This is a genomic window from Alcaligenes sp. SORT26 (assembly GCF_017377875.1).
Lineage (GTDB): Bacteria > Pseudomonadota > Gammaproteobacteria > Burkholderiales > Burkholderiaceae_B > Alcaligenes > Alcaligenes parafaecalis.
Genome location: NZ_CP070975.1, coordinates 740,955 through 758,768, shown reverse-complemented (window position 1 = coordinate 758,768; position 17,814 = coordinate 740,955). Strand labels below are relative to the sequence as shown.

22 protein-coding genes are annotated in these 17,814 nt (G+C 51.1%); 7 read left to right on the top strand and 15 right to left on the bottom strand.

What is annotated here, in order from left to right; all coding sequences use genetic code 11:
• Positions 1-4 precede the first annotated feature (4 nt).
• The 5 genes from JYG33_RS03540 to JYG33_RS03520 form a co-directional block, all read right to left on the bottom strand.
• Positions 5-367 (bottom strand): phenol hydroxylase subunit P4, encoded by a 363-nt coding sequence (locus tag JYG33_RS03540; protein WP_207874467.1) that lies wholly within the window; start codon positions 365-367, stop codon positions 5-7.
• Positions 368-433: 66 nt separating this feature from the next.
• On the bottom strand, positions 434-1,939 hold the full coding sequence (locus JYG33_RS03535) for an aromatic/alkene/methane monooxygenase hydroxylase/oxygenase subunit alpha (RefSeq protein WP_243430262.1): 1,506 nt from the start codon (positions 1,937-1,939) through the stop codon (positions 434-436).
• Positions 1,940-1,957: 18 nt separating this feature from the next.
• Positions 1,958-2,230 (bottom strand): MmoB/DmpM family protein, encoded by a 273-nt coding sequence (locus tag JYG33_RS03530; RefSeq protein ID WP_153230052.1) that lies wholly within the window; start codon positions 2,228-2,230, stop codon positions 1,958-1,960.
• Positions 2,230-3,237, bottom strand: a complete 1,008-nt coding sequence (locus tag JYG33_RS03525) for an aromatic/alkene monooxygenase hydroxylase subunit beta (RefSeq protein WP_207874464.1) — start codon at positions 3,235-3,237, stop codon at positions 2,230-2,232. Before JYG33_RS03525 ends, JYG33_RS03530 begins: the two co-directional genes overlap by 1 nt.
• Before the next feature lie 23 nt (positions 3,238-3,260).
• Positions 3,261-3,533: a phenol hydroxylase subunit gene (locus tag JYG33_RS03520; protein ID WP_207874461.1), complete on the bottom strand. Its 273-nt coding sequence runs from the start codon at positions 3,531-3,533 to the stop codon at positions 3,261-3,263.
• A gap of 352 nt (positions 3,534-3,885) precedes the next feature.
• Between JYG33_RS03520 and JYG33_RS03515 the strand changes: the two genes are divergently transcribed.
• Positions 3,886-5,589 (top strand): sigma-54-dependent Fis family transcriptional regulator, encoded by a 1,704-nt coding sequence (locus JYG33_RS03515; protein WP_207874458.1) that lies wholly within the window; start codon positions 3,886-3,888, stop codon positions 5,587-5,589.
• Positions 5,590-5,623: 34 nt separating this feature from the next.
• Here JYG33_RS03515 and JYG33_RS03510 read toward each other — a convergent pair whose 3' ends face one another.
• Positions 5,624-5,959 (bottom strand): hypothetical protein, encoded by a 336-nt coding sequence (locus tag JYG33_RS03510; RefSeq protein WP_207874455.1) that lies wholly within the window; start codon positions 5,957-5,959, stop codon positions 5,624-5,626.
• Positions 5,960-6,371: 412 nt separating this feature from the next.
• Here JYG33_RS03510 and JYG33_RS03505 point away from each other — a divergent pair, with 412 nt between their 5' ends.
• Both JYG33_RS03505 and JYG33_RS03500 read left to right on the top strand, forming a co-directional pair.
• The gene (locus tag JYG33_RS03505) at positions 6,372-6,725 is read left to right on the top strand and encodes a DUF6693 family protein (protein ID WP_207874452.1); all 354 of its coding nucleotides are present in this window, start codon (positions 6,372-6,374) and stop codon (positions 6,723-6,725) included.
• Positions 6,726-7,117: 392 nt separating this feature from the next.
• Entirely contained in the window at positions 7,118-7,390 is a 273-nt protein-coding gene (locus JYG33_RS03500) for a hypothetical protein (protein ID WP_207874449.1), read from the top strand.
• Between the two features lie 190 nt (positions 7,391-7,580).
• Here JYG33_RS03500 and JYG33_RS03495 read toward each other — a convergent pair whose 3' ends face one another.
• The 7 genes from JYG33_RS03495 to JYG33_RS03465 form a co-directional block, all read right to left on the bottom strand.
• Complete coding sequence (locus tag JYG33_RS03495; RefSeq protein ID WP_207874446.1) at positions 7,581-8,315, bottom strand: amino acid ABC transporter ATP-binding protein; 735 nt, start codon at positions 8,313-8,315, stop codon at positions 7,581-7,583.
• Complete coding sequence (locus JYG33_RS03490; RefSeq protein ID WP_207874443.1) at positions 8,312-9,010, bottom strand: amino acid ABC transporter permease; 699 nt, start codon at positions 9,008-9,010, stop codon at positions 8,312-8,314. Before JYG33_RS03490 ends, JYG33_RS03495 begins: the two co-directional genes overlap by 4 nt.
• The gene (locus tag JYG33_RS03485) at positions 9,010-9,744 is read right to left on the bottom strand and encodes an amino acid ABC transporter permease (protein WP_207874440.1); all 735 of its coding nucleotides are present in this window, start codon (positions 9,742-9,744) and stop codon (positions 9,010-9,012) included. Before JYG33_RS03485 ends, JYG33_RS03490 begins: the two co-directional genes overlap by 1 nt.
• A gap of 103 nt (positions 9,745-9,847) precedes the next feature.
• Positions 9,848-10,657, bottom strand: a complete 810-nt coding sequence (locus tag JYG33_RS03480; protein ID WP_026482714.1) for an ABC transporter substrate-binding protein — start codon at positions 10,655-10,657, stop codon at positions 9,848-9,850.
• A 170-nt stretch (positions 10,658-10,827) separates the two neighbouring features.
• Positions 10,828-11,367, bottom strand: a complete 540-nt coding sequence (locus JYG33_RS03475) for a lipocalin family protein (protein ID WP_207874437.1) — start codon at positions 11,365-11,367, stop codon at positions 10,828-10,830.
• A gap of 122 nt (positions 11,368-11,489) precedes the next feature.
• Positions 11,490-11,909, bottom strand: coding sequence for a GFA family protein (locus JYG33_RS03470; protein ID WP_207874434.1), 420 nt, complete (start codon positions 11,907-11,909; stop codon positions 11,490-11,492).
• 174 nt (positions 11,910-12,083) lie between these two features.
• Positions 12,084-12,569: a hypothetical protein gene (locus JYG33_RS03465; RefSeq protein WP_207874431.1), complete on the bottom strand. Its 486-nt coding sequence runs from the start codon at positions 12,567-12,569 to the stop codon at positions 12,084-12,086.
• A gap of 284 nt (positions 12,570-12,853) precedes the next feature.
• On the opposite strand from JYG33_RS03465, the gene JYG33_RS03460 reads away from it, so the two are divergent.
• Positions 12,854-13,258: a Rid family hydrolase gene (locus JYG33_RS03460; RefSeq protein ID WP_207875719.1), complete on the top strand. Its 405-nt coding sequence runs from the start codon at positions 12,854-12,856 to the stop codon at positions 13,256-13,258.
• Between the two features lie 1,569 nt (positions 13,259-14,827).
• Here the strand turns inward: JYG33_RS03460 and JYG33_RS03455 are convergent.
• Entirely contained in the window at positions 14,828-15,001 is a 174-nt protein-coding gene (locus JYG33_RS03455) for a YegP family protein (RefSeq protein WP_207874429.1), read from the bottom strand.
• A gap of 375 nt (positions 15,002-15,376) precedes the next feature.
• Here JYG33_RS03455 and JYG33_RS03450 point away from each other — a divergent pair, with 375 nt between their 5' ends.
• Positions 15,377-15,880 carry a helix-turn-helix domain-containing protein gene (locus JYG33_RS03450; RefSeq protein ID WP_207874426.1) on the top strand — a complete coding sequence of 168 codons (504 nt, stop codon included), beginning with the start codon at positions 15,377-15,379 and terminating at the stop codon, positions 15,878-15,880.
• A gap of 520 nt (positions 15,881-16,400) precedes the next feature.
• Here JYG33_RS03450 and JYG33_RS03445 read toward each other — a convergent pair.
• Positions 16,401-16,679, bottom strand: a complete 279-nt coding sequence (locus tag JYG33_RS03445; RefSeq protein WP_207874424.1) for a hypothetical protein — start codon at positions 16,677-16,679, stop codon at positions 16,401-16,403.
• Between the two features lie 286 nt (positions 16,680-16,965).
• On the opposite strand from JYG33_RS03445, the gene JYG33_RS03440 reads away from it, so the two are divergent.
• Both JYG33_RS03440 and JYG33_RS03435 read left to right on the top strand, forming a co-directional pair.
• A complete protein-coding gene (locus tag JYG33_RS03440) occupies positions 16,966-17,160 on the top strand; it encodes a hypothetical protein (RefSeq protein ID WP_207874421.1) in 195 nt (64 codons plus the stop codon).
• Between the two features lie 77 nt (positions 17,161-17,237).
• The gene (locus tag JYG33_RS03435; RefSeq protein WP_207874418.1) at positions 17,238-17,390 is read left to right on the top strand and encodes a hypothetical protein; all 153 of its coding nucleotides are present in this window, start codon (positions 17,238-17,240) and stop codon (positions 17,388-17,390) included.
• Positions 17,391-17,814 lie beyond the last annotated feature (424 nt).

Here is a 17,814-nt window from a genome sequence, read left to right as displayed (position 1 = left end):
CCTCTTATACGCCCGTACCCTTGTAGCCATTCAGGCCAGGGGTCTTGAAACGCAACAAGGATTTGTGATCAAAACCCTTGGCACCCAAGGTGTCGTCCGGGTTCAGTTCAACGGCCTCGCCATTCAGATTCCATTGCACCTTGCTCCACTCGATCTGTTCAAAGTCAGGGTGCTGGGCAAAACCGGCGGGCATCAGTTCCTGGATCAGTTGCGAGACGGTCATGTCGGGTTGAACCAGAAAGGCTTTGGCCGAGCAGAACAACAAGTGCTCATCCCAACCGATGTACAACAGCATGCTTTCGCCGTAATGCGACTTCTGATCGCGCGCGTAGCCTTGATAGTCCGGGGTAATTGCAGTAACTGCCATATTGATCTCCAATTTTTATAGGTAGTGGCAGCGCCCACCGGGAGCGCTGCCCTTTTTCTCGTGTGACTAGGCCGTCACTCCTTTCCATTCGTTCCAGCGCGCTTCGTCCACGGAGCCCTTGAAGTCCATATTGTCGACACCCACGTTCAGTTGGTAGTAGTCGCTCAGGATCTTCTCCAGATCGGGGCCACCGCAGCCACCTTGCAGGATCTGGTTCACCGGCAGCCAGGCCTGGATGTACTTTTCAGGCTCGTGCTCGAAAATGTCGCGGCAACCGTCCGAGCAAGTGTGGTAACGCTCCCCCTTGTACTGGCTTTGGCGGTAGGTAATTTCGTCGGGTTTTTCCATGTCGGTAAAGGTCATGGGCACCTGACATACCTGGCACAACTGGGGCAGACCGCTGGAGTAGAAGCGCTTGCCTTCGGCTTCCATCTTCTTGGCCATTTCCCAACGCGGACGGTAGTACTTGTCGAAGGTATCGGGGTACTTGGCGCTGAGCCAATCCAGTTCCTCGTCGCTGGGGATCCAGGTGTGGAAACCGGCAGCGTGACCGAAGTTGTAGAAGATCCACCAGGCTTGGTGCGAGATGTGCTCTTTCTCTTTCTCGATCACTTCGCTGTACTTGGGCATGCGAATGCCGTAGCGGGCCAGATCCTTGAACAGAGCGCCACCGGCCTGCTCGAAATAGACCTCCCAGGCTTCTTTCCAGGACATGACCTTGTTGGGCAACATGTAGTCCATCATCATGCCGACCACGGACAGCAGGCGGGTACCGCGCCAGAACCATTTGTCGATCCACTGCTGAACAATAGGCACGTTGTCTTCGTGCTGCTCCAGCAGGAACTTGATCACTTCCAGACCCAGCGTCATGTGGCGCGCTTCGTCAGACTGCGAGCTGAAACCGAAGGTCACGGTGGCCATGTCGCCGTTGTAAGCCGCGCCCGACATGAAGGGCACGAACAGCAAGTTGGTCAGCACGTACTCAAAGGAGAAGCTGATCGCCAGCAGGAACTCGAAGGGACCAGCGGCACGGGCATCTTCAAAGAAGGACTTGGGCACGGACAGATACCAGACGCGGTCGTGCATATGGCTCCAGTCCTGGAAGCCATTGAAAAACTTGTTGTAGTGGCTCATGGCGTGAACCTGCGTCTGCACGTGACGCAGCTCGTCAATCGACTGCATCTGGCACGCAATACGTGCACCGATGCCGCTGAATTGACGTCCCACATGGGAGTAGCCCTGGTAAGCCTGGTATTCCAGCGGGGTCACCGCGGTCAGGAACACCTTGATCGCGTTCAGGTAACGTGGATCAGAAATATTCATCTGGCCATTGTTCTGCGCGAAGGCATCAAAAATGGCGTACAGCTTCTTTTCTTTCTCAGCCTGGTATTTCCAGTACGCGTCCATTGTCAGACGGAACGGATCTTCCCACTTGGACCAATCGGTAATCTTGATGCCCTCGAACTCCTCGTAGGGGAAGGCTTCTTTGCGATCCTGGTAGCTGAATTCCCAGTCCAGATCACGAGTCAGATAGCGATATTTGTCTTTGATATTTAGTTTTTTCGTGGCCATAATGCCCCCTTTTCTGATTTAGCTGTTCCAGTGCAACAACAAGCGGTCTTCATCCTCATCCACGTTGCCACCCAAGGTGATCAGATTCAGATGCAGCTCCTGCATGTCCCACTGTTGCCCATACTTTTCTTCTACGGTCTCACGCTTGACCACCAGCTGACCGGCGCACTCGATACGCACCATGGCGGGTTGGTAAATGACCGTAGCGTCCGGGTTGTCTTCTTCAATAGCCTCGACGATGTAGCGCGACATGTCGTTATCTTGCAGACCGATATAAACCTTGGATGTCATCAGGCTTCTCCACCCAGGCTCAAGCCTGCTTTCGTGACGCGTTTAGAAATAGTGTCCTGAACTTGCTGCCAAACCTGATCGGCCTGGTCGTCAAAGGCGGCCTGGATGTAAGGCATGAAGGCAGCTTGCACTTGTGGCATCCACTGATCCAGCCAGGTTTGCAGTTGCTGCTTGTTTTCCTCGCTTTCGGCAACGGCAATCTTGAAGACGCTATCGCTCCAGTTGGACAGGTCTTTATGGCAATCCAGCATGAACTCCAGCAACATATCCAGATCGCGGCCACCTGCTTTGGCCAGATCCGCGACCAGGCCCTGATACACCACTTGGTGCACCACGGTGTTGATCAGCAAGGACTGCACCATCAACAACTCAAACCAGTCTTTCTGAATCAAGGTTTTTTCGCACAAGGCACGCAGACCTTGCCATGCTGCATCCTGCATCCAGGCTTCTTTGGCCTGACTCAGGGAGTCGGCACTATTGCCATCAATCAGCAGACCAATACGGGAGACGTATTGCGCCATACCTAGCGAGTCCATCCCGGCATAGAGACAGGCTTGGGTAATGGTGGTGCCATAACCGTAGGCCGAGCCGGACATGAAGTTCAGGTTGGCGGTTTGCTCGATATGACGCAAAGGCAGCAGCAGTCGGGTGACCTTGGCTTTGACGTCCTCGCTCAGGTACTGAGCCAGTTCACGCTTTTCAAAAAAGCCGTAATTGGTTTCTGCCGACTCCTGCATGCGGGCGCGGTTTTGCACGTAAGCGCCGTAGTAGAACTGGCGGGGATCACGGAACACATACCAGTCCTTCATCTGGATGGCGGTATGTGTGGGGTCGTTCAGGGTCTTGTCCGGCATCCACAAGGGGCGGTAGTGGAAGTTGGCCGTTGCCTGGGCGTCGTAAGTCGCTTCCTGGTAGCGCGTGGCCGGTTTCTCACCAAAGCGGCGGGCCACGTTGGCGAAGGTTTGCCGCACAGGCTGCAAACTGGCCGTTTTAATTTCTAATGTCATCCTCTTGTTCTCCTGAATAAAACCTATTGGGCTCCAGCCTGACGGCTGTTACCGACCAAAGTGTCATAACCAAAACGCCATTTTTCTTCGTTCTCGTCATTGATCCGCATTTGCTCATCACTCATGAGCTGGACATTGTTTTGCAGGCAGAAGTGCTCAAAGGCGGCGGGTGGCATCACCAGCTCTACAAACAAATCCGGCTGGCCAATGGCAAAGTCAAATTCCACAAAACGGGCGTTGGCGGGACTGCGTACTCGTACGTACTTTGTCAAAGTGGGCAAGCTCGTGTCTGACATCGGTTCTCCTCCTGATCAAGCTGTTGCATGAGTGTCCACAGCCTGTTCACAGCAAACCGCGTGCCAACTTTAAATTTGAAGGATTTAACCCTTTAGGATTAAAGAGATAGAGGGATGAAGGTGTAGACAGAATGCGCTGTTGGCGAAGCAGGCGAATGGAAAATTGATCATTTGATCAAGTGCTTAGCACCGTTTTCATCAAATGCTGAGTTAGGGTAAAGCCCTAGAAAAAACCGTTTTATCCGTCCTCTGGACACTATTGTGTTTTCCTGGAGTCACCCGAAAGACAGGCGGCATACTGATTTTTAAAACACCCAAAACCACAATAAAAAACAACAGGATGGAGACGGCCATGGGGGCTACTGAACTCACACTGCCATTAAGTCAGGATCTGATCGACGCTATTCGCTTTGATGCGCGTGAAGGAAAAATATGGTTTGGCGAACAGCGCATGCTCTTGCTGCACGCCAGCGGCTTTGGCCAGCTACGCAAGGAACTGATTGCCTCTTTGGGTAGCGAACGCGCCAAATACTTTCTGATGCGCTTTGGCTACCATGCGGGCATGAAGGACGCCGAGGTGTCGCAAAAAGTGCGCCCGGACCTGTCACTGAAAGAGACCTTTCTGGCAGGCCCGCAAATGCACACGATCCGCGGGATGGTCAAAGTGGTGCCCACCGCCCTGACCTTTGATCGCGATGCTGGCCAGTACTACGGTGAATTTGACTGGTTCGATTCCTATGAAGTCAGCAATCACCAGAAAGAGCATGGCCAATCCAGCGAACCGGTCTGTTGGAGCTTGCTGGGGTATGCCAGTGGCTACACCAGCTTCTATATGGGCAAGAGCATCATCTACAAAGAAACCCAATGCGGCGCCATGGGCCACAGCCACTGCAAGATCGTGGGCAAGCCTGCCGAGGAATGGGAGGATGATGACCCCGAGATCGACCGTTTCATGCTGCCTGACCCGGTCCAGGACGAACTGTTTGCCTTGCGATGTGAGCTGGTGAAGTTGCGCGAACAGGAGTTCAAACACTCCAGCGCCAACTTCACCTTGCCCAACTCCATTGGTCAGTCAGCCGCCTACCAGGCCGCCTGTCATCTGCTGGAAAAAGCCGCACAAAGCAAAGTGTCGGTGCTGCTGCTGGGGGAAACCGGTGTAGGGAAAGAAGCCTTCGCACGCGGCCTGCATGCCGCCAGCGACCGGGCTGATCACCCTTTTATTGCGGTGAACTGTGCGTCCATTCCCCCGGAGCTGATTGAATCGGAACTGTTTGGCGTGGAAAAAGGCGCTTATACCGGCGCACACAAATCCCGCCCTGGCCGCTTTGAGCGCGCCCAGTGCGGCACCATCTTTCTGGATGAAATCGTGGAGCTGTCGCCCCGATCCCAGGCCGCCCTGCTCCGGGTCTTGCAGGAACAGGAGCTGGAACGCGTGGGGGATGAGAACATTCGTCACATTGATGTGCGAGTCGTAGCAGCTACCAACGAAGACCTTGCCGAAGCCGTACAAAAAGGAAGTTTCCGTGCTGACCTGTACTACCGCCTGAATGTGTTCCCTATCCACATCCCGCCTCTGCGTGAACGCAAGGAAGACATTCCGCTACTGACCGAGTACTTCCTGAACAAGTACTCCAGCATGTACAAAAAACATGTGATGGGCGTCAGCGACCGCAGCCGCGAATTGCTGATGCAGTACGACTGGCCGGGCAATATCCGTGAGTTCGAGAACATGATCGAACGTGGTGTCATCCTGACCGAGCACAATCACGAGATCGAAACCCATCACCTGTTCCCGCAGCAAAAAAGCGCTTTGCAATATCTGAGCAGCCTGAATACCCAGGGCTATATGGCCAAGGAAACCTGTTTTACGGCAAACCAGACCCAATGCGTGGAGCATTTGCTGGAGACACCCTTCAATCTGGATGATTTGGAAGAGCAAATCATTCAATTGACGCTGAAGAAAACGAACGGGAATATTTCAGAAGCGGCACGCAGGCTAGGACTGACTCGGCCTGCTTTGGCATACAGGCTGAAGAAGGTAGCGATGCCTGCTTAATACTCAATAGCGAGCAAGTAAACCCCTCAAGGGCTTACTTGCTGTTTGCCAACACCTTGCATTGACTAAGGTACCAGTCACCGAAATCGCTGATCGCCTGCAATTGATACTGCCCGGAAGTAAACCGTGGCTGCTGAAATGCAGACTCGACCATAAAGACACGCTCCTCGTCATTGTTTGCCCATTTAAGCAAATCCTCTTTCGAGGCGCCTAATTGCCAAACCCGCATGACCTCTTGCGCATAGGGATAGTCCTGCTGACACTGAGCCAATGCCTGCTCACGAGCCGATGTAACTTGCCCCAATACTGCTGGCGAGGAAAACAGCAACAATGCCGCAGTGGGCAGCGCGATCATCCAGTTCGTTTTCATACTCCCTCCATGGTATTTTTTTTGTAATCATATCCTGAATGCAAGGTATTAACTCGGCACCAAACCCCTGGCAACCTTAGCCTGGCAACCTTAGCCTGGCACTCCTGAATAACGTCCTGCAAATCGGGACCCTGACTTCGCTCGCCCTAGGCTAGCTGTCAATGGTCAACACCCAAGCGTGTTGAAAAACAGCCGTTCCTATTTCCTTAAAAGCGCGAACATTTTTGTCAAAAACAAGAAACATTTAACTCCATTGCAGAAAATTTCACGCTAAATATTCAATAAAAACTCAAAAAAAAAGAAATTTTCCAAAAAAACAAAAATCAATAAAAATTGCCAAAAAAATAAAGCCACTTCTATTTCAACAAATCTTGTATAAAATGCATTTTTTCACCTCTACTTAAGCATAAAAATGAGCACTACATTTCACAACTATCAGTTGAAGTCCGAACTTGGTTTCATGGAAGTTATTGGCCACGTCATTATTTGGGTTTTACTAGCCATCGTCACACTGGGTCTGGCGCTGTTTGTCTTCCCTTACTACATGCAGCGCTTTATTATCAGCAAGACTTACGCCTATGACGAGCAGGGGCAGCGTGTTGGCCGCCTGGTTTGCACCATTGATCTGGCTAGCATCATTGGCAATATCCTCTTGTGGGTACTGATCAGTATCGTCACCCTGGGTATTGGTTACCTGGTTTTCACCTATAAAATCAGTGCCCACTGCATGAGCCACACCAAGATAGTTGGGATAAATAGCCTATAAAGCACACTATTTCCTGAGAAACAGGTCGCCTAAGCGTCAGTCTTTTTTCAGTCAAGTAGTTAGGAAATCTCTTCCATGCCTGGTAATTTTTTATCAGGCATTTTTTATTTCAGCCTTTAGTCAGATTACTTATTAACGACAACAAAAAACCAAGACAATAATTCTTTATTTCACAATAATCTGCTGTCTTACTGGCTGCATTTCCTGTCATATCAAAAAACTTCACAACAAGACAATGACATGGAAGCTATCAATGGCCCGTCTGGACATCTTCTGACACCCTCCTCTCACACGATTTAGCCAAGTTTTCCTCGTTTTGGACCTGCCCTATCACCCCGGCTCTGGCCTGATTTCCTCCAGCAACTACAATGGAGGCTTATCTAAGGAGTCTTATGTTGGAATTTCAGCCCCGTGAACGGGCGTATTTATCTGGTATCCATGCCCTGTCGCAAGACCAGGACAACAATGAAGTGTTTGTAGGCATGACCGCTGCCGAGTCTGTTTGGTACGCGAACTACGTCCAGCAGTCATACAAAGGGGAAGTAACACGAGGCGATGAGGCCGAAGCACGTTACCTGGCCCTGCATGATCAGCACGAGCAAGCCCGCTGTGCTGTACTGGCAGCAGAATCCTTGCTGCAATCGTTCGAAACGAGCACTCAGTAAGAGTGAGTATTGCGACACACGCCAGGCCGGGCCTCTGTTTCTCTTGCCTGCCCTGTCTGACCAAACCTTGCGTAGTCGCCCATAAAAAGCCCGCCGATTTTTCAACAGGCGGGCTTTTTTTTGCGCATGGCTAAATGAACGGGCTGACAAGCTGCTCATCAAGCCCTCTATCCGACAAGCGTACAGACGATTACAGGCGCAGCTCCTTGGACAAAAAGGTTTGAACCCGTTCAGGTCGACCTGCCAGATCACCAAAAAACACTTCAGTGGCCACGTCTTCCAAGATCCTGCCCTGATCCATAAAAATCATCCGGTCTGCCACCTTGCGGGCAAAGCCCATTTCATGGGTTACGCACATCATGGTCATGCCTTCCTCAGCCAGACTAACCATGACATCCAGCACCTCATTGACCATTTCCGGGTCCAGCGCCGAGGTCGGTTCATCAAACAACATGCAGACCGGGTCCATGCACAAGGCCCGCGCAATCGCCACACGCTGTTGCTGCCCACCTGACAAACTCGCTGGATAACGGTCTGCCAAGGCTTTCAAACCCACCCGATCCAGGTACAGCAAGGCCCGCTCATCCGCCTCGTCACGATCCCGGCCCAGCACTTTGCGCTGTGCCAGGGTCAGATTGGCCAGGACACTCAAGTGCGGAAACAGCTCGAAATTCTGAAACACCATCCCGACCCGACTGCGCAAATCCGGCAAGCTCGTTGCCGGATCTCCTACGGAAATACCATCCACCCAAATCGTTCCCTGCTGAAACGGCTCCAGGCCATTAACGGTTTTCAGCAAGGTCGATTTGCCTGACCCCGAAGGCCCGCACACCACAAGCACTTCCTGCTTGTCTACCTGGGCCGTGCAGTCCTTCAGCACCTGAAAGGTGCCATACCACTTGGAAACACTCTCGATACGGATCATTTGCCATCCAGTCGCATATGTTTGTCATAACGTCGAGCCACTCGATTCGCCATCAATTCCAGCGTGGCGCAAATCACGTAATAAAGTAGCCCGACAAACAAGAAGATTTCAGTAGGGTGCACCATGACCCGGTTACTGACCTGGGTGGCAACAAAAGACAGTTCAGCCACACCAATCACATAGGCCAGCGAGGTATCCTTGATCAAGGCCACCCACTGATTGATAAAAGAAGGCAGCATCACGGGCAGCGCCTGCGGCAGAATGATGGCCTTCATGATCTGTGCCGTTTTCAAACCCAAAGCCTTACCCGCCTGCCACTGTCCTGCTGGCAAACTGCCAATACCTGCAGCCACCGAGTGCGCCAGATAGGCACCACCGATAAGAGACAAGGCGCAGACAACGGTGAACAGCCCTGGCACATCAACCTTGAATAAAATGGGTAGCAAAAAATACACCCAGAAGATCAACATGATGACCGGGATGGCTCGGAAGAAGCCCAGAAACACCAGCAAAGCCGTATGCGTCACACCGCGCGTCAGAACCAGGGCCACCCCAAACACCAGGCCCAAAATAGCCGACAGGCTGGCCGAGAGCACGCTTAGCAAGAGTGTTAATGCGGCGCCCCCTAAAGGCCCATGAGGATAGGCGCCTATAAGGAAGTACAGCAAATTATCCTGAATAACATCGAAGCTCATTACAGACCACCTCGAACCTGTAGCCGATGACGCTGCAACCATTGCCCACCTACCTCAACCAGCATCACCAGCAACACATACAGCAAGGTGGCAATACCAAAGGACTGGAAGGTTTTGAAGGTTTCGGTTTCCACCTGACGTGAAGCATAGGACAGCTCCGCCAAACCAATCGCCATGGTCAGTGAGGTGTTTTTAATGACATTCATGTACTGCCCCACCAGCGAGGGAAAAGTATTGCGCAAAGCCTGCGGCATCACCACATAACGCCACACCTGCATGGGACGCATCCCTAAAGAAGCAGCGGCCGCCCATTGCTCTTTACGCACAGCCCGTACGCCAGAGCGGAACTCTTCAGCAATGAATGCGCTGGTGTAGATCGTTAAACCCGTAAACGCGGCCAGCATCTCGAAGCTGGGCCACTGCACATCAAACAGCACCAAGCGCAAGACATGTTGCGTGTTCAACCATTGCACCCACTGCGCAGGCATCAGGGCCGAGGCACCGAAATACCAGAAAAACAGTTGCACCAGCAAAGGGGTATTCCGAAACAGGCTCAAATAAGCGCGTACCGGCCAGGACAGCCACACAAAGGGTGACAGCCGGGCAATACACACCAGAAAACCTGCTACGGTCGCCACCACAGAAACGACGAAAGAGAGCTGGATCGTGACCCAGAACCCTTGCAGCAACCAACCCACATAGTGGGGTGCCAGCCAGAAATCAGAAGACGGCATAGCAAACACCAAAAAGCAGGATCGGCTGACCCCGCTGTTAGCAATACAAACAGGAAAAGGCCAGCCTGTTCACACAAGGCTGGCCTGCGCGCAGCGGGATAACTTACTGCTGCTGACCGATGCGGTACAAGCGCTCCAGCGGGGTCTTGGACTGAGGGCCAAACCAAACGTCATAGATCGCTTGAGCCTTGCCCTGGGATTCCAGTTCCAACAAGGTTTCATCCACGAAGGATTTCAAGGCCGTCTCGCCCTTCGGAATACCAATGCCGATCAAATCCTCGGAAATGCTGAAAGCCGGAATTTCATAGTTTTCTTTGTCCGGCACATTGGCCAGCAAACCGATCAGCTTGGGGCCATCCTGGGTGATGGCCTGCACGTTGCCATTACGCAAAGCGGTAAAAGCAAAAGGGGTGTCGTCATAAGCGACCAGCTTGGCCTGGGGATATTTTTCACGCAGCACGATCTCGTTAACCGTACCCTTGTCCACGCCAATACGCAGCGAGTTCAACTGCTCGGGGGAGGACAAAACGCCCTTTTTAGCCAGGAACTGCTGACCCGATGCGAAGTACGGAATGCTGAAGTCGACCTGTTTGGCACGCTCTTCTGTAATGGTGAAGTTTGCCAGGACCAGATCCACTTTATTGGAAGTGAGCAAAGGTACACGGTTAGCCGGATTGGTCGGCAACACTTCCAGCTTCACACCCAGCTTGTCCGCCAGTGCCTGAGCAAAATCCACATCCAAACCAGTGATCTGTCGGGATTTCTGATCCACAAAGCCAAACGGTGGATTACTGTCAAAAGACGCAACTTTCAACACACCCGTTTTCTTGATGTCATCCAGACGATCAGCCTGGGCCACTCCAGCCACCAACGCCAGGGTAAGGGTTGCGGCAATGCTTAAAAACGACTTCATGATAAAAACATCCCGATAAAAAAATGGCACGTCCGATACATACCGTTGTGCCATTCGACCACAGCCGCTATCTATTCAAAACAATCAAATTTCCCCATGCTTATAACTAGAAGCGCTAAGGAGAACTTCTGGTTTAGGGGGGGATGTGCTTATCAATGAGCGGCTGCGTTCTACTTATTGGTCGGGATCACTTTCTGCACCGAAAAACCTTGGGATGCAGCGTAATCCAGCAAGTCATTGACCGTCGCTGAATCCGCCTGCTTTTCTCTGGACAAAACCCAGAGGTACTTCCGATCCGGCGTCCCAACCAGGGAGTACTGGTAATCCCCTTCTAACTTCATGATCCAGTAATCCCCCCAAACCATAGGGAACCAGGACAGCCACTTCGGGGCAAAACGCACTTCCAGTATTGCAGGATCGGTAGGGTCCACACTGCTCGATAGCCGCCCTTGCCCGACGGCTTCTTTCACTTCACCATCCGCAGCCTGACAGCGATTGGTCACGGTGATGCTCTTGTCCGCTTCCATCACGTAATTGGCTTGCACATCCCCAACACACTCGCGCTGAAAGCTATTGGGCAAACGCGCCTGCTCGTACCAAGTGCCCATGTACTTATTCAGGTCTACGTCTTTTTGAGTCGCCAGATCAGCCTGGGAAGAGGCACAAGCGGCAAGCAGTACCGACAAAGATAAGAAAAGGATTTTTTTCATCAGAGCTCTCCTGGAATATGGGTAACAGTCTTGCGCCTGCAATCGTGCTTTGACGGCCATATCCATACAAGTCGCAGCCAATGGAACACTAACTCTGCCACCGGTACCGGCCGATCAAGGAATCAGGAAAATAGCTTAACCACCTCTTCACCTGTCATCTCGCGTGTTTTGTTGGCGAACTGGTAGTTATCTGGCTTGTCATCAATAAAGACTTGCAGCTCAAACGGCCAGCTTCCGCTGTCCTTGAACAGCCCCGCAGAAATGGCATGAAAGCCGCCCGCCTTGAGTCTATAAAACAAATGCGTGCCGCACACATCACAAAAACTGCGCTCTGCCCATTCGGAAGATGCATAGGAGCGTACATGCTCTTCACCCTGGATCACAGGCGCCTTGTGAGACTCCAGCGACAAAAACGGACCTCCTGCCCAGTTGCGGCAGATCCCGCAATGGCAGGCACTGATTGAAGGCTTGTCCTGCTGAAAACTGATTGAAACGGCACCACACAGGCATTTCCCGTGAATCATGGATTTGTCGTTTTCCATACGCACCTCTATAGGTAGATTGTGAGTCATTCTACGGCTGAATCGCCTGATGCTAGAAACTCAATGTAAGCCGCCCACCCAAGCAAGCGCCGCACAAAACCCAGGTCCCAGAAACAACATGGCCCGCTATAAAGCGGGCTTTTCATCTAGTCCGTCATAACGGACTTCCTACCTTTACTTCTGCTTGATGCTCATGTTTTCCTCAAGGGAAATTCTACAAGACTTCCCTTTCCCTATCGTACTGATACGGCCTTTGATCGTCACCGTGTCCCCAATATTGAACACATTCAATTGATCAGTGCGACGGTTGATCAAGGAGGAAAAAACGATAGGCCCGCTGCTCACGCGAACGTCAAACTGCTTGGCGCTGCCCCACACTTTCGAGTTCATGCCGCTCATTGCTTCGGCCAGTGTGTTCTGCTCCATGGCTTCCAGCTTGCCGGTAACTTCTACGGTTTTCCCACTGTATTTGTTCACAGCACGTGCATGGTTAGCATGCATCTCTGAACAAATTTGTGCCGGCGTATCTGCAATCGGACCGGCACCCATTGCTTCGTTAACACTGGCAAAAGCATCATCAATGCCTTTAGTCATGGAGTTCATCGTTTCACACCCAGCCAAGCCCAATGACATGACTGCTATAAATACGATCTTCTTCATTTCCCGCTCCCTTTATTACCGAAAAAAATAAGCGGCGAGTATAGCAGAGGGAAATGGATTATTTAGAACAAAAACCCATAAAGCCAGATGATGGACACTTTAAATAAAACTTAACGAATATTGACGAATTTTCCTTGCTCCCTGCATATAGAGGCCTTGTGCATTGCCCCTCTCTACCCAGGAAAACCAGGTTTAAAGACACGGCCTTGTCTTTCATCAAAAAGCCCCAAGTTAAGGTGATGGCGCGTGAACGCACCGCCTCAACTTTTTATGTATTTATCAAGATGACAAAAAGCGCTATTAACCCATCTACCGTATTCAACTCCTTGCAATACGGCTTTAGCCAAGGCCTGGTCGTTACCGGCAACCGCCGCGTCATGCTGTCAGGCCAAGTGGGGGTCGACGCTCAAGAGCAAACCGTCCAGGGCGGAATGCGCGAGCAAACTGAAGCGGCGTTGAACAATATCGAACTGGTTCTCGCTGACGTGGAGGGCACCATTGATCAGGTAATCATGCTACGTATTTTCATCAGGGACGACGCGAGCTCTCAAGAGGAACAAGAGGATATAGCAGCCGCCTTGCTGAAACGCTTCCCCACCAACCCGCCCCCATCTTCATGGATTCTTGTTAGCGGTCTGGCCAAACCAGAATGGTTAATTGAAATTGAAGCGGAGGCTATGCTGGATTAGTAGCGGATATGTGGATGACCACTTTCTTGGCATCCACACCCTATAAACAATGCAACTGAATAGTTTTATTGGCTCCCTTATCGGGAGCTTTTTTTGTTGCTAACAATAAGCCTGGTTAAACCTTCAATTACTTGTTTACATTTATCCGTCTCAACGAGTAGCGCTCGCTTCATCCTATCCATAGAATAAAGAAAACCAACAAGGGTGAGGCCTAAATGATCACATTAGAGACGGGACTTTATCTTCGTGTTCAAGAGCTGACCGATGGGCCCAAGCCCCTCCCGCTGCAAAGCGGCTTCAATATGCAGACAGCCTATCGTGCACTCGGGATGTTCAATCCCTCAGAGACTTCCGATGCCTTCTTTATCTTGGCCAATGACAAAGATGAGATCTGGTTCATCTGTAACCGCCATCTACGTGCAGTGGGCCTGAGCCCAGAACCCAAGGACCTCCGGCGCGCACTCAATTGTTTGCGAGAGGACGCGAGCTAGTTGCCTGACTGTCTGGCATGCAGTGAACCGTTTCCCAGGTCGAGCCACAAATAGATGAAAGTCGTTTTCAAAGCTGGTGCGTGCTATCAAAATCAATTTCAAGATACCTTTATTTTGACTTGACAGTTTTAAATGTTACAATACAGATCTGTACTTTTTCAATTTTAGATCCCACACTGATCTACTGAGTACATAATCTCAAAATTAGCAATTTCGCTAACTTATAAATTTAATACGCTTTAATTTTTTCTATCCGGGGTGTTTGGCTGCTTATGCATGCTAGCCCCTAGGTTGATTAATGACAAAAAGCACTGAAGGTTTTAATTATTTACAAAAAACTGAATCAGGCTCGCCATAGCCCATTACATACATCGCCGTTAGTCGAATCACAATATTCGGACACAGAAAGCTCGCAAGGCCTTGCCAAACGATTAGTGGAAACCCGCCAAAATCTGATACGGCAGTTAAAAGATCGTTTTCCGGGCCTTCCGTTCTAATACGTTGAAGCCCTCCTTGCAAAAAAGCCGCTTTAGCGGCTTTTTTGTTGCTTGATCAAACGCTCGAAACAGACTTGGCGCTCTACACCCTGCTATCGACCCCGGGCCGATCCTCGTCCAACCGGCCGGCGACCTTGCAAAGATTTTGAATTCTTGAAACCTGCATTCGCGTTCTGTCCGGGCCAGCGCGACTGCACCTGCTTCAAAGCAGGCTTTACCGGCTCAGGGTTAACTGTGCCCTGTTCCTTATCTTTCTTATCCATATCCACCTCATCTTCAACCATGAGCTACGCGAACCTGCGACGCCCAACGCCACAGCATAGGCCACATAGCAAGATAAAGCCCTCTTTATCGGTTTTTAATGGTGATATGGTGCGGATATAAATGAAATAAGCGCCTTATAGCTGGAAGATGCATCACATAGGTAGACGTGAATGAGCATAAGCAGGGTCACAAAATCCACGCAATTGGCCTGCCTTCACACTTGACCATGCGGCAGCAGAACCTGCATGAACCTGGCAAACAAGAACTAAGCCCAGCCCACCTATGTGATGACGAGAGCCAGTTAAAGCCTCATCTACTTACTCCTCAACGACTGGAGCGTCGGCCATCCCCTTTTTCACAGACTCAATACTGTGTTGTGCGCTCTGCTTGCTTGAGTACCCTTCCGAGCTGACGCAAATGATATTGCCATTCGCGGCCTTGAATCGCCACCGCCATTCACCACCTTTGTCCTTGTAAAGCACAAATTTCATGATGATCCTCGTTTGGTAAGAGCGCACGTCGCGCTGCTCTCATCCTAGGACTGGGTAAGGTTGACGGGTATTGGGGTTTACGTGGCAAAAATCAGTGATCAGTTACCATGGTGATCACTCACCAAGCTGACTAGCCCAACTTAAGAAAGCGCATCAGTTGTAGCGCTCAAGAGGTAATTTAGAGAAGGCCATCAACCTCGCGGCAAAAAACAAAAGCTCGGAATAGGCTAGGAGGAAACCTCATGCCCTACATAAGCAAGGCCTATTTTTTGTCAATAAAAACCGCGCCAATGTGACTTAGCAGCACAAGCCAAGCAAATTAGTAATATGAAATATCAAGCCACGAACACTTCCCAACCTCTTGCAGACTAAGCCATGACAATTGAACAGCTTCAAGCAGTGGCCTACCTGCTAGGTATAGAGCAACAAACAAGCCAGGCAGCCGAAGACGTTCTGATTAATCGTATGACTGTCGATGAAGCAGCGCATGAATACCACATATCTGCATCAAGTCTGGAATCTGCAATTTCACGGATTATCGAAGCTGAACAGCGGGTACGGGCAGCATTTATTTGCCACGGCCCTGCGTGCTGGGAAGTTGTCGTTGGTCATAACGATACGCATCGAGCACCAGGCATGATTGTTATAAATATTGGGGATGAAGTTCGGCTTTTGTGCGCCCGAGTAGGCGTACTGGTGCGCATCCGGGTGACGGCACTACCTGAGAAAACCAACGGGTATTACAGAGGAGTCGTTTTAGAACTAGAGGAAACCAGCGCTCGCTACAAAAAAGGCGACGGCGTCATGTTCAGCGACGATCAGGCAGTGCTGCCCAAAGGGGTGCGCCGCCCCCGACGACCAATTCCCTTGGCTACTTAACTCCATCACAGTAGCTCCCGTCTCTACCCATTTGCTTAAGCGAACTCACATGCCAAGCCAGCTACTCAGCGCTGATCAGTTTCTGCTGCATAGAGTTCCACGGTTTCACCAAGCCCTCCAAACAACTCGACAAACATTCAGATGACAGTGTCGGCTGCCTGCCGCTCTACGGCTGCAATGGCGAGCGTGGCATGCCACCAGCAACTGGCGGCGTATTCTTTGTTCGACTCATCGAGGCTTGGCGCAGCTTGGAGCTGTGCGCATGTATTCTGGTAGGCCGTACTGGAATGAGGGGATTTGGCTAAGCTGTTGTTATGCTTAGTACTCCTCTTTCAAAGGTTAGCCTCATACCCCCAAAGCCATGACCCATAGGTGAAAATGCTTTTGCAGGAAGGTAATGGCTACCAGCTTACGCCCTCATCTATTAGAAAACTCAAAGTCCATTATGGATCGGTTTTTTTATATTCACGCATAACATTCGCCAAGGCCCGAAAGGCCGAGGCACCGCCCAAGCGAGCGACTACTTTAACCGCTTGAAATGTTCTTCCAGCCGCTGAATTCGAGTTTTGATTTCTGCTTTATCAAATGCACTTTCAATAGCCTGACTATTCAACAACCTCTGCTGCTCACTGGCAGGTAAATCATCCCATAAGCTCAAGAGCGACGCCCCCAAAAAACCTAGTATCAACTGATCATCGTCATCTAGCTGATCCACGGCTCGTGCCACTGCCAAGGCTTTCAATTGAGACCCGCCATCATCGTCCCATTGCCCCCCGCTCGATGATATTTCTGTACTCATAACCCCTCCCGTCGACAGTCGAATGAAGGTTCAGTGTAATCTTCACCAGCGTTTCAGGCTGGATTAAATCAAAGCGTACAGACTCAACTTTTCCTTACAATACAATGATTTACAAATTAGCATGGTGGGCAATTCCAGGATCAGCCTAGTATGAACTTAGACCTTCTCGCTGACACCCTGAAGGCGCTACTGGCGCTGTTGCTCAGACTCTCTGAGAGATATCCCGCCAGTCATGGCAGGAGTGCCTATGACACACAATCTCCGGTCCATTGGAAGAAAAGTTAACTTGCTTCGCTTCCCCCTTCTCTCGGCCACGGACCCCGCCGAACCCGTTATCCCGGACCCACGCGACAAACGCCCCGTCGAAATTGAACGGATCCACGAAGACGATCAGACGCTACCTGCAAACGATGAGCCTATCGGCGACAAGAAGCCTCGCACCCCTCCTCCAGCGCAAAACGATCAATCCATTTTTAACTAACTATCGGTGCCTCACAGCGCAAAGCAGTGCACTCAACATGCCTGGTTTGCTGCAATGTTCACCTATTGGAGTCTCTCATGACACAAACAACAAGCTCACCTAACAAACCCCAAGCCCCTCCCCAAAACCCATCACCTTCTTCTGATCGAAAAGCAGCCATGCATCCTGACGACAAGAAAGATGGCAAAAAAGATGACAAGTCTCCGCAGGCCCCGCCGAAAGGCAAGTAAGTAGCTTTTGCAGACTCGCACCAACGAGTCTGCAAAACGGCCGTCAACATTCCAGGACGGCCCGTCTGCCTCAACAGCCCTACCCCTGACGCCTCCAACAACAATAAAAACTTTTCACCACTCTGGCTAACGCTTGGAGCCCCCTTCAGGAGAACAAGGTGCCCTACCAAAGCTCACATAATCTGTGCACTCTGTGCCTGCTTTTGCCCCTATCCTCGTCGCTCAGCCTCAAGCACGAATTTATGGCTGCTGCTGGCCCTTGCTCGCAAGGCCCTGATGAAGCTAAAAAATCTTTATACCAATGCTCCAACTGCAAAACATTGTGGTTGTATGAGCGTGACCGTTGGGGCTCTTGCTTAGGGTTCAAGCTATGGCCGGGCATGTTGCAGGATTTTCAACGCTAGTACCCTGTGTAGGGTTGCAA

What these genes read in the sequence shown, in the direction of transcription:
- JYG33_RS03540 (WP_207874467.1), bottom strand. Translation starts at nt 367, where the DNA reads ATGGCAGTTACTGCAATTACCCCGGACTATCAAGGCTACGCGCGCGAT.
- JYG33_RS03535 (WP_243430262.1), bottom strand. Translation starts at nt 1,939, where the DNA reads ATGGCCACGAAAAAACTAAATATCAAAGACAAATATCGCTATCTGACT.
- JYG33_RS03530 (WP_153230052.1), bottom strand. Translation starts at nt 2,230, where the DNA reads ATGACATCCAAGGTTTATATCGGTCTGCAAGATAACGACATGTCGCGC.
- JYG33_RS03525 (WP_207874464.1), bottom strand. Translation starts at nt 3,237, where the DNA reads ATGACATTAGAAATTAAAACGGCCAGTTTGCAGCCTGTGCGGCAAACC.
- JYG33_RS03520 (WP_207874461.1), bottom strand. Translation starts at nt 3,533, where the DNA reads ATGTCAGACACGAGCTTGCCCACTTTGACAAAGTACGTACGAGTACGC.
- JYG33_RS03515 (WP_207874458.1), top strand. Translation starts at nt 3,886, where the DNA reads ATGGGGGCTACTGAACTCACACTGCCATTAAGTCAGGATCTGATCGAC.
- JYG33_RS03510 (WP_207874455.1), bottom strand. Translation starts at nt 5,959, where the DNA reads ATGAAAACGAACTGGATGATCGCGCTGCCCACTGCGGCATTGTTGCTG.
- JYG33_RS03505 (WP_207874452.1), top strand. Translation starts at nt 6,372, where the DNA reads ATGAGCACTACATTTCACAACTATCAGTTGAAGTCCGAACTTGGTTTC.
- JYG33_RS03500 (WP_207874449.1), top strand. Translation starts at nt 7,118, where the DNA reads ATGTTGGAATTTCAGCCCCGTGAACGGGCGTATTTATCTGGTATCCAT.
- JYG33_RS03495 (WP_207874446.1), bottom strand. Translation starts at nt 8,315, where the DNA reads ATGATCCGTATCGAGAGTGTTTCCAAGTGGTATGGCACCTTTCAGGTG.
- JYG33_RS03490 (WP_207874443.1), bottom strand. Translation starts at nt 9,010, where the DNA reads ATGAGCTTCGATGTTATTCAGGATAATTTGCTGTACTTCCTTATAGGC.
- JYG33_RS03485 (WP_207874440.1), bottom strand. Translation starts at nt 9,744, where the DNA reads ATGCCGTCTTCTGATTTCTGGCTGGCACCCCACTATGTGGGTTGGTTG.
- JYG33_RS03480 (WP_026482714.1), bottom strand. Translation starts at nt 10,657, where the DNA reads ATGAAGTCGTTTTTAAGCATTGCCGCAACCCTTACCCTGGCGTTGGTG.
- JYG33_RS03475 (WP_207874437.1), bottom strand. Translation starts at nt 11,367, where the DNA reads ATGAAAAAAATCCTTTTCTTATCTTTGTCGGTACTGCTTGCCGCTTGT.
- JYG33_RS03470 (WP_207874434.1), bottom strand. Translation starts at nt 11,909, where the DNA reads ATGGAAAACGACAAATCCATGATTCACGGGAAATGCCTGTGTGGTGCC.
- JYG33_RS03465 (WP_207874431.1), bottom strand. Translation starts at nt 12,569, where the DNA reads ATGAAGAAGATCGTATTTATAGCAGTCATGTCATTGGGCTTGGCTGGG.
- JYG33_RS03460 (WP_207875719.1), top strand. Translation starts at nt 12,854, where the DNA reads ATGACAAAAAGCGCTATTAACCCATCTACCGTATTCAACTCCTTGCAA.
- JYG33_RS03455 (WP_207874429.1), bottom strand. Translation starts at nt 15,001, where the DNA reads ATGAAATTTGTGCTTTACAAGGACAAAGGTGGTGAATGGCGGTGGCGA.
- JYG33_RS03450 (WP_207874426.1), top strand. Translation starts at nt 15,377, where the DNA reads ATGACAATTGAACAGCTTCAAGCAGTGGCCTACCTGCTAGGTATAGAG.
- JYG33_RS03445 (WP_207874424.1), bottom strand. Translation starts at nt 16,679, where the DNA reads ATGAGTACAGAAATATCATCGAGCGGGGGGCAATGGGACGATGATGGC.
- JYG33_RS03435 (WP_207874418.1), top strand. Translation starts at nt 17,238, where the DNA reads ATGACACAAACAACAAGCTCACCTAACAAACCCCAAGCCCCTCCCCAA.